Source organism: Kitasatospora sp. NPDC001683 (assembly GCF_053596495.1).
Genome location: NZ_JBSFGK010000165.1, coordinates 1 through 9,699, shown reverse-complemented (window position 1 = coordinate 9,699; position 9,699 = coordinate 1). Strand labels below are relative to the sequence as shown.

Sequence of the window (9,699 nt, the reverse complement as noted above, 5' to 3'; positions counted from 1 at the left end):
GCCGAGGAGCGGACCTTCGTCGACGCCCTCGCCCGCCTCCACGTCCACGGCGCCACGGTCGACTGGGCCCCCCTGTTCGTCGGCACCGGCGCCCGGCGCATCGACGTGCCGACGTACGCCTTCCAGCGCACCCGCTTCTGGCCCGCGCCCCTCGTCGCCCGTGGCGGCGACGTCCGCTCCGCCGGGCTCGGCGCCAGCACGCACCCGCTGCTCGGCGCGGCGGTCGAACTGGCCGACGAGGACGGGCTGGTGCTCACCGGGCGCCTGTCGACGGCCGCGTTCCCCTGGCTGGCCGATCATGTCGTCCAGGGTACGGTCCTGCTCCCCGGCGCCGGCCTGCTCGAACTCGCCCTGCGGGCCGCGGCCGAGGTGGGCTGCGACCAGGTGGAGGAGCTGACCCTGGCGGCACCGCTGGTGCTGCCCGAGCAGGACGCGCTCCAGCTCCAGCTCCGCGTGGGAACACCGGACGCCACCGGGCGCCGCGAGCTCACGGTCCACACCCGCCCGGACGGGGATCCGGACGCCGGGTGGGTCCAGCACGCGGCCGGTTCGCTGGCCGTCGGCGGAGCCATGGAGGCGGAGGCCTTCGGCGTCTGGCCGCCGGCCGACGCCGAGGCACTGCCGGTGGAGGGCGCCTACGAGCGGATGGCCGAGGCCGGGTTCGGCTACGGCCACGCGTTCCGGGGCCTGCGGGCCGCCTGGCGGCGCGGCGACGAGCTGTTCGCGGACGTCGAGCTCCCCGAGGACGTCGAGGCCGACGGCTTCGGCCTGCACCCGGCGCTCCTCGACGCGGCCATGCACGTCGCCATCGTCGATGCCGGGAGTGACGACACCGTGGTCCCGTTCGCGTGGACGGGCGCCGCACTGCGCGCCGTCGGCGCGTCGACCGTGCGGGTGCGCCTGCTCCGGCTCGACGGCGGGCTGCGGCTCGACCTCGCCGACCCTGCCGGTGCCCCCGTGTTGACGGTGGCCTCCGTGAAGGGCCGGGCGGTCTCGGCTCAGCAGCTGGGCTCGGCCGACCCGCTGTACGCGGTCGAGTGGGCGGAGCTGCCGGCCGCCACTGAGGCGGCCGCGCAGTGGACGGCCTGGGACGCCCTGCCCGCCGAGGGGCCGGCTCCCGAGACCGTCGTCCTGGACTGCGCGAGCCTGGTCGCCCCGGACGGCGACGTTCCGGCGGCCGTACGCGAGATGACGCAGCAGGTGCTGCGCGTGGTGCAGGCGTGGCTGGCGGAGGAGCGGTTCGCGGCGTCGCGGTTGGTGGTGGTGACGCGGGGGGCGGTGGCCTTTGGTGGGACCGAGGCGGTGGATCTGGCGCAGGCTCCGGTGTGGGGTCTGGTCCGGGCGGCGCAGGCGGAGAACCCGGGTCGCTTCGGTCTGCTGGACACCGACGGGGAGGTGATCGTCACCGCCGAGCCGGAGGCGGCCGTGCGTGGCGGGGCCGTTCACGTCCCGCGTCTGGTCCGGCTCCCGCAGTCGGAGGGTCCGCTGTCGGTCGGCGTGGGTGACACGGTGCTGATCACCGGCGGCACGGGCGGTCTGGGGGCCGTCGTGGCCCGGTACCTGGCCGCGGAGTGCGGCGTGCGCAGCCTGGTGCTGACGAGCCGTCGCGGCCTGGAGGCGCCGGGCGCGGCCGAGCTGGTGGCGGAGCTGTCCGCCCTCGGCGCCGTCGCCGACGTGCGCGCCTGTGACATGGCGGACCGCGAGGCGGTGGCCGCTTTGGTCGACGCGATCCCCGGCCTGTCCGCCGTGATCCACGCCGCTGGCGTTGGTGACAACGGCCTGGTCGGTGCACTCACGCCCGAGCGCATCGACGCCGTCCTGGCCCCGAAGGCCGATGGCGCCTGGTATCTGCACGAGCTGACGAGCCACCTGGACCTGACCGCCTTCGTCCTCTTCTCCTCGGCCGGTGGCCTGGTGCTGACCGCCGGTCAGGGCAACTACGCGGCGGCGAACGTCTTCCTCGACGCCCTCGCCGCCCACCGGCGCGCCGCTGGTCTGCCCGCCACGTCCATGGCCTACGGCTTGTGGGACGTCGGCGCCGGCCTCGGCCGCGACCTCGCGGACGTCGACCGGGTGCGGATGGCCAGCCAGGGCGTCCCCGTGCTCGACCACGCGACCGGCCTCGCCCTCTTCGCCACCGCCCTGCGCAGCGAGCGCCCCGCCGTCGTCCCGATCCGGGTCGACGCGGCCGCCCTGCGCGCCCGCACCGACGAGGTCCCCGCGCTCCTGCGCGGCCTCGCCGCACTGCGCCGGCGCGCCGAGCTGCCCACGAGCGGCCGCGCGGCCGAGACCGGCCTGGCCGGGCGCCTCGCCCGGCTGGGGGAGGGCGAGGGCCGGCACCTGGCGCTGGAGCTCGTACGGGCGGAGGTGGCCGCCGTGCTCGGCCACGCCTCCGCCGAGGCGATCGCGCCCGAGCGTGCGTTCCAGGAGCTCGGCTTCGACTCCCTCGCCGCGACCGATCTGCGCAACCGCCTCAACAAGCGCACCGGCCTGCGCCTGCCCGCCACGCTCGCCTTCGACTTCCCGAACGCCCGGGCCGTCGCCGCGCACCTCGTCGACCTGGCCGGCGCGGGCACGGAGACGACGCCGACGACCGGCACCGCCGTCCGCCCCCACACCGCCGACGAGCCGATCGCGATCGTCGGCATGGCCTGCCGCTACCCCGGCGGCGCGACCACGCCCGAGGAGCTGTGGCGGCTGCTGGCCGACGGCGTCGACACCGTCACCGGCCTGCCGACCGACCGCGGCTGGGACATCGAGCACCTCTACGACCCCGAGCCCGGCAAGGAGGGCCGCAGCTACACCCGCCACGGTAGCTTCCTGCACGACGCCGGCGACTTCGACCCCGGGTTCTTCGGCATCTCCCCGCGCGAGGCCCTCTACATGGACCCGCAGCAGCGGCTCCTCCTGGAGACCTCGTGGGAGGCGCTGGAGCGGGCCGGCATCGACCCGCTGTCCCTGCGCGGCAGCCGGACCGGCGTCTTCGCGGGCGTCATGTACCACGACTACGCGCTCAACACGAACCCCTCCGGTACCAGCGGCGGCAGCGTCGTCTCCGGCCGGGTGTCCTACACCCTGGGCCTGGAGGGTCCGGCGGTGACCGTCGACACGGCCTGCTCCTCCTCGCTCGTCGCCCTGCACCTGGCGGTCCAGGCGCTGCGCACCGGCGAGTGCTCGCTGGCCCTCGCGGGCGGCGCGACGGTGATGTCGACGCCGGGCATGTTCATCGAGTTCTCGCGGCAGCGGGGGCTGTCGGCGGACGGCCGCTGCAAGGCGTTCGCCGGTGCCGCGGACGGCGTCGGCTGGTCCGAGGGCGTCGGCGTGGTGCTCGTCGAGCGGCTGTCCGACGCGGAGCGCAACGGCCACCGGGTGCTCGCGGTGATCCGCGGTACGGCCGTCAACCAGGACGGCGCGAGCAACGGCTTCTCGGCGCCGAACGGGCCGTCGCAGCAGCGGGTGATCCGTCAGGCGCTGGCGAACGCAGGGCTGTCGGCCGCCGACGTGGACGCGGTGGAGGCGCACGGGACCGGCACGACGCTCGGTGACCCGATCGAGGCGCAGGCGCTGCTGGCGACGTACGGGCAGGAGCGTGAACTGCCGCTGCTGCTGGGCTCGATCAAGTCGAACATCGGGCACGCGCAGGCGGCGGCCGGCGTGGCCGGCGTGATCAAGATGGTGCTCGCGATGCAGCACGGCGTGCTGCCGAAGTCGCTGCACATCGACCGGCCCTCGCCGCACGTCGAGTGGTCGGAGGGCGCGGTCGAGCTGCTGGCCGAGGCGCGGGACTGGCCGGCGACCGGCCGTCCGCGCCGGGCGGGCGTGTCCGCCTTCGGGATCAGCGGGACCAATGCGCACGTGATCGTGGAACAGGGCCCGGATCCGGTGGCCGGACCAGTCGCTGTCGAGCGGGAGGTGGGCACGCTGCCGTGGCTGCTCGCCGCGGCGACGCCGGAGGCCCTGCGGGTGCAGGCCGAGCGCCTGGCGGATTTCGTCGGTGCCCGGCCCGAGCTCGCCGTGCTCGACGTGGCCCACTCGCTGGTCGCGACGCGGCCGGCGCTGGAGCACCGCGCGGTGCTGCTCGGCGCGGACCGCGCGGACCTGCTGGCCGGGCTGAAGGCACTGGGCCGGGGCGAACTCGCCCCTGGCGCGGCAGTCTCGTCCGCCCGGGCTGGTGGGGCGACGGCGTTCCTGTTCTCCGGTCAGGGCTCGCAACGGCTCGGGATGGGTCGGGAGTTGTACGCCCGGTTCCCAGTGTTCGCCCGGGCCTTCGACGAGGTGTGCGCTTCGATGGACCTGCCGCTGCGGGACGTGGTGTGGGGTGCGGATGCGGAGCTGCTGGACCGGACGGAGTACGCCCAGACGGCGCTGTTCGCCGTCGAGGTCGCGCTGTTCCGCCTCGTCGAATCACTGGGCGTCCGGGCGGAGTTCGTGGCCGGGCACTCGATCGGTGAGGTGGCTGCGGCGCACGTGGCCGGGGTGTTCTCGCTGACGGACGCCAGCACGCTGGTGAGCGCCCGCGTCCGCCTGATGCAGGCGTTGCCGTCCGGTGGTGCGATGCTGGCGGTGCAGGCGACGGAGGGCGAAGTCCTGCCGCTGCTGGGTGAGTTCGTGTCGATCGCGGCCGTGAACGGTCCGAGGTCGGTCGTGGTCTCGGGCGCGGAGGACGCCGTGGCGGCGATCGAAGCGCACTTCGCCGACCGCCGGACGAGCCGCCTGCGCGTCTCGCACGCGTTCCACTCGCCGTTGATGGACCCGATGCTGGCGGACTTCCGTTCCGTTCTCGACGGACTGACGTACAACGCTCCTTCGATCCCGCTGGTCTCCAACCTCACTGGCGCCCTGGACGGGGACTTCACGACCCCTGACTACTGGGTGCGTCACGTCCGCGAGGCCGTCCGCTTCGCCGACGGCGTCCGCACCCTCCACGAGGCCGGCGTCCGCCGCTACCTCGAGCTCGGCCCCGACACCGTCCTGTCGGGCCTGGTGCAGGGCGTCCTGGACGACCCGACGGCCGCCGGCACGTGCGTCGTGCCCGCCCTGCACGCGGATCGCGACGAGGAGGCGGGCCTGGTCGGCGCGCTCGGCCGGCTGCACGCGGCCGGGGCCGAGGTGGACTGGTCCGTCCTCTTCGCCGGCACCGGGGCCCGGACGGTGGACCTGCCCACCTACGCGTTCCAGCACCGCCGCTACTGGCTCGACGCGACGACCCCGCTCGGCGACCTGGGCGCGGCCGGCGTGAGCGCCTTCGAGCACCCGCTGCTCGGCGCGGCCGTCGACCTGTCCCACGCGGACGGGTTCCTCCTCACCGGTCGGTTGTCGCTGGACTCGCACCCGTGGCTGGCCGACCACCAGGTCCTGGACACCGTCCTCGTGCCGGGCGCGGCGCTGGTCGAGCTCGCCCTGCGGGCCGCGGCCGAGGTGGGCTGCGAGCTGCTGGAGGAGCTGACGCTGGCGGCACCGCTGGTGCTGCCCGAGCACGGCGCCGTCCAGCTGCACGTGCGGGTCGGCGGCCCGGACGCCTCGGACCGGCGGGAGGTCACCATCCGTTCGCGCCTGGACGGGGATCCGGACGCCGGATGGGTCCAGCACGCGGCCGGTTCGCTGGCCGTCGGCGGAGGCGTGGAGGCGGAGGTCTTCGAGGTCTGGCCGCCGGTCGGCGCGGAGGCGCTGCCGGTGGAGGGCGCGTACGAGCGGATGGCGGAGGCCGGGTTCGGCTACGGCCCGGTGTTCCAGGGCCTGCGGGCCGCCTGGCGGCGCGGAGACGAGCTGTTCGCCGAGGTCGCGCTGCCGGAGGGCGTCGAGGCCGACGGCTTCGGTGTGCACCCGGCGCTGCTCGACGCGGCCATGCACGCCGCGATCCTGGCCGGTGGGGGCGAGCGGGAGACGGTGATCCCGTTCGCGTGGACCGGCGTGACCCTGTCGGCCGTCGGCGCGTCGGGGGTGCGGGTGCGGATCGTCCGCCTCGGCGACGGCGGGCTGCGGCTCGACCTCGCCGACCCGGCCGGCGGCCCGGTGCTGGCCGTGGCCTCCATGGTGGGCCGGGCGGTCTCGGCGGAGCAGCTGGGTTCGGTCGACCCGCTGTACGGGATCGAGTGGGCGGAGCTAGCCCACTCGTCCGCCGCGGAAGCCTCCTGGGCGAGCTGGGACGAGGTCGCACGGTCCTCGGAGCCGGTGCCCGGTGTGGTCGTGCTCGACTGCGGCGGCTTCGTGGGCACCGAGGACGTCCCGAGCGGTGTCCGCGCGAACGTCCACGCCGTGCTGGAGGTCCTCCAGGCGTGGCTGGCGGAGGAGCGGTTCGCGGCGTCGCGTCTGGTGGTGGTGACGCGGGGTGCGGTGGCCTTCAGTGAAGGCGACCCCGTGCATATGGCGCAGGCTCCGGTGTGGGGTCTGGTGCGGTCCGCGCAGGCGGAGAACCCGGGGCGCTTCGGTCTGCTGGACACGGACGGGGACATCGTCGTCACCGCCGAGCCGGAGGCGGCCGTGCGTGCCGGAGCCGTCCACGTTCCACGTCTGGTCCGCCTGCCGCAGTCGGAGGGTCCGCTGCCGGTCGGTGCTGACGACACGGTGCTGATCACCGGCGGCACCGGTGGCCTGGGTGCTGTCGTGGCGCGCTACCTGGCCGCGGAGTGCGGTGTCCGGAGCCTGGTGCTGACGAGCCGTCGCGGTCTGGAGGCGCCGGGTGCGGTGGAACTGGTGGCGGAGTTGTCCGCCCTCGGCGCTGCCGCTGCGGTCCGGGCCTGTGACATGGCGGACCGCGAGGCGGTGGCCGCTTTGGTCGACGCGATCCCCGGCCTGTCCGCAGTGATCCACGCGGCCGGTATCGGTGACAACGGCCTGGTCGGCGCACTCACCCCCGCCCGGATGGACACCGTCCTGGCCCCGAAGGCCGATGGCGCCTGGTATCTGCACGAGCTGACGAGCCACCTCGACCTGACCGCGTTCGTCCTCTTCTCCTCGGCCGGTGGCCTGGTGCTGACCGCCGGCCAGGGCAACTACGCGGCGGCGAACGTCTTCCTCGACGCCCTCGCCGCCCACCGCCGCGCCGCCGGCCTGCCCGCCACGTCCATGGCCTACGGCATGTGGGACGTCGGCGCCGGCCTCGGCGAGCAGCTCCTGGAGCTCAACCGCAACCGCATGGCCGACCAGGGCGTCCCGCCGCTCACCCGCGAGGCCGGACTGGCGCTGTTCGCCGCCGGTCTGCGCAGCGAGCGCGCCGCCGTCGTCCCGGTCCGGGTGGACACCGCCGCCCTGCGCGCCCGCACCGACGAGCTCCCCGCGCTGCTGCGCGCCCTCGTCCCGGCCGCCCGCCGCACGGCGGCCCACGCCGCTCCATCGGCCGCGCCGGGCGACGGTCTCGCGGCCCGGCTCACCGGGCTGACGGAGTCGGACCAGCGGCGGATCGTCCTCGACCTCGTCCGGGAGCAGGTGGCCGGGCTGCTCGGCCACGCCTCGGGCGACGCGATCGAGCCCGACCGCGCGTTCCAGGAGCTCGGCTTCGACTCCCTCGCCGCGACCGACCTGCGCAACCGGCTCAACACCCGCACCGGCCTGCGTCTGCCCGCGACCCTCGCCTTCGACCACCCGAACGCCGAGGCGGTGGCGGACCTCATCGTCACCGAGCTGGGCGCGCGGACCGCCGCTGCGAGCGGTGAGGCGTCCCGCGCCGAGGCCGACCTGCGCGCCGCGCTGCAGTCGATCCCGACCCGCCGCCTCCGGGACGCGGGCCTGGTCGACGCCCTGCTCGACCTCGCCGACGACCGGGTCCGCTCCGCCGACGCGGAGACGGACGGCCCGGCGGCGGCGACCGAGGGCCGTCACGACCCGATCGCCATCGTCGGCATGGCCTGCCGCTACCCGGGCGGGGTGACCACGCCCGAGGAGCTCTGGCAGGTGGTGGCGTCCGGCGCGGACGCCATCTCCCCGTTCCCCGCCGACCGCGGCTGGGACCTCTCCACGCTGCGCACCGAGGACTCCACCCACACCCACGCCGGCGGGTTCCTCGACGGCGCCGCGGACTTCGACCCGGGCTTCTTCGGGATCTCCCCGCGCGAGGCCCTCGCCATGGACCCGCAGCAACGGCTCACGCTGGAGCTCGCCTGGGAGGCCCTGGAGCGCGCCGGCATCGACCCCGGCGGCCTGCGCGGCACCCGCACCGGCGTCTTCACCGGCGTGATGTACCACGACTACCCGGGCAGCGACGGCAACGGCAGCGTGGTGGCCGGCCGCGTCTCGTACGAACTCGGGCTGGAGGGCCTGGCCGTCGCCGTCGACACCGCCTGCTCCTCCTCCCTGGTCGCCCTGCACCTGGCCGCCCAGGCACTGCGCCAGGGCGACTGCTCGCTCGCGATCACCGGCGGCGTGACAGTCATGGCGACGCCCGGCGTGTTCGCCGAGTTCGGCCGCCAGGGCGCGCTCGCCCCCGACGGGCGGTGCAAGTCGTTCGCGACCGCCGCCGACGGCACGGGCTTCGCGGAGGGTGCGGGCTTCCTGATCGTCGAACGGCTGTCGGACGCGCTGCGCAACGGGCACCCGGTGCTCGCGCTCGTGCGCGGCAGCGCCGTCAACCAGGACGGCGCGTCGAACGGCCTGACGGCCCCGAACGGCCCGTCGCAGCAGCGCGTGATCCGGCAGGCGCTCGCCAACGCCCGCCTCGGCGCCGACCAGGTCGACGTGGTCGAGGCACACGGCACGGGCACGACCCTGGGCGACCCGATCGAGGCCCAGGCGCTGCTCGCCACGTACGGGCAGGACCGCGAAGAGCCGCTGCTCCTGGGCTCGATCAAGTCGAACATCGGGCACACCCAGGCCGCGGCCGGCGTGGCCGGCGTGATCAAGATGGTGCTCGCGCTGCACAACGGCGAGCTGCCGCCGACGCTGCACGTGGACGAGCCGAGTGCGAACGTGGACTGGTCGGAGGGGGCCGTCCGGCTCCTGACCGAGCCCCGGCCGTGGGCCCCGGGCGACCGGCCGCGCCGCGCCGGCGTCTCGTCCTTCGGCATCAGCGGCACCAACGCCCACGTGATCATCGAGGAGGCCCCGGCAGCGGTCCCGTCCCCGGAGGAGCCGGAGGTCGAACCGGGAGTCGTGCCATGGCTGCTGTCCGCCGCGACCCCGGAGGCCCTGCGGGCACAGGCGGGGCGCCTGCTCGCCGTCGCCGACGAGGCCCGGCCGGTGGACATCGCGTACTCGCTGGCGACGACCCGCGCGGCGCTCGAACACCGCGCGGCCGTGGTCGGCGACGGGAGCGAGCAACTCCTGGCCGGCCTGCGGGCGGTGGCGGACGGCGAGGCGCCGACCGGCGTCGCCAGCAGCGGGCGGACGGCGTTCCTCTTCTCGGGTCAGGGCTCGCAACGGCTCGGGATGGGGCGGGAGTTGTACGCCCGGTTCCCGGTGTTCGCCCGGACCTTCGAGGAGGTGTGCGCGGAGCTGGATCCGGCCTTGCGCGAGGTGGTGTGGGGTGAGGACGAGGACCTGCTGAACCAGACCGCGTACGCCCAGGCGGCGCTGTTCGCCGTCGAGGTCGCGCTGTACCGGCTGGTCGAATCGTTGGGTGTGCGGGCGGAGTTCGTGGCCGGGCATTCGATCGGTGAGGTGGCCGCGGCGCACGTGGCCGGGGTGTTCTCGCTCGCCGATGCGTGTGCGCTGGTGAGCGCCCGCGGCCGGCTGATGCAGGCGCTTCCTGTGGGTGGTGCGATGCTG

General features: G+C 75.3%; 1 protein-coding gene. It reads left to right on the top strand.

All coding sequences use genetic code 11. From position 1 onward, the window contains the following. Positions 1-9,699: SDR family NAD(P)-dependent oxidoreductase (locus tag ACWCYO_RS39190; RefSeq protein ID WP_449786869.1), on the top strand; the 9,699-nt coding region annotated here is incomplete at both ends.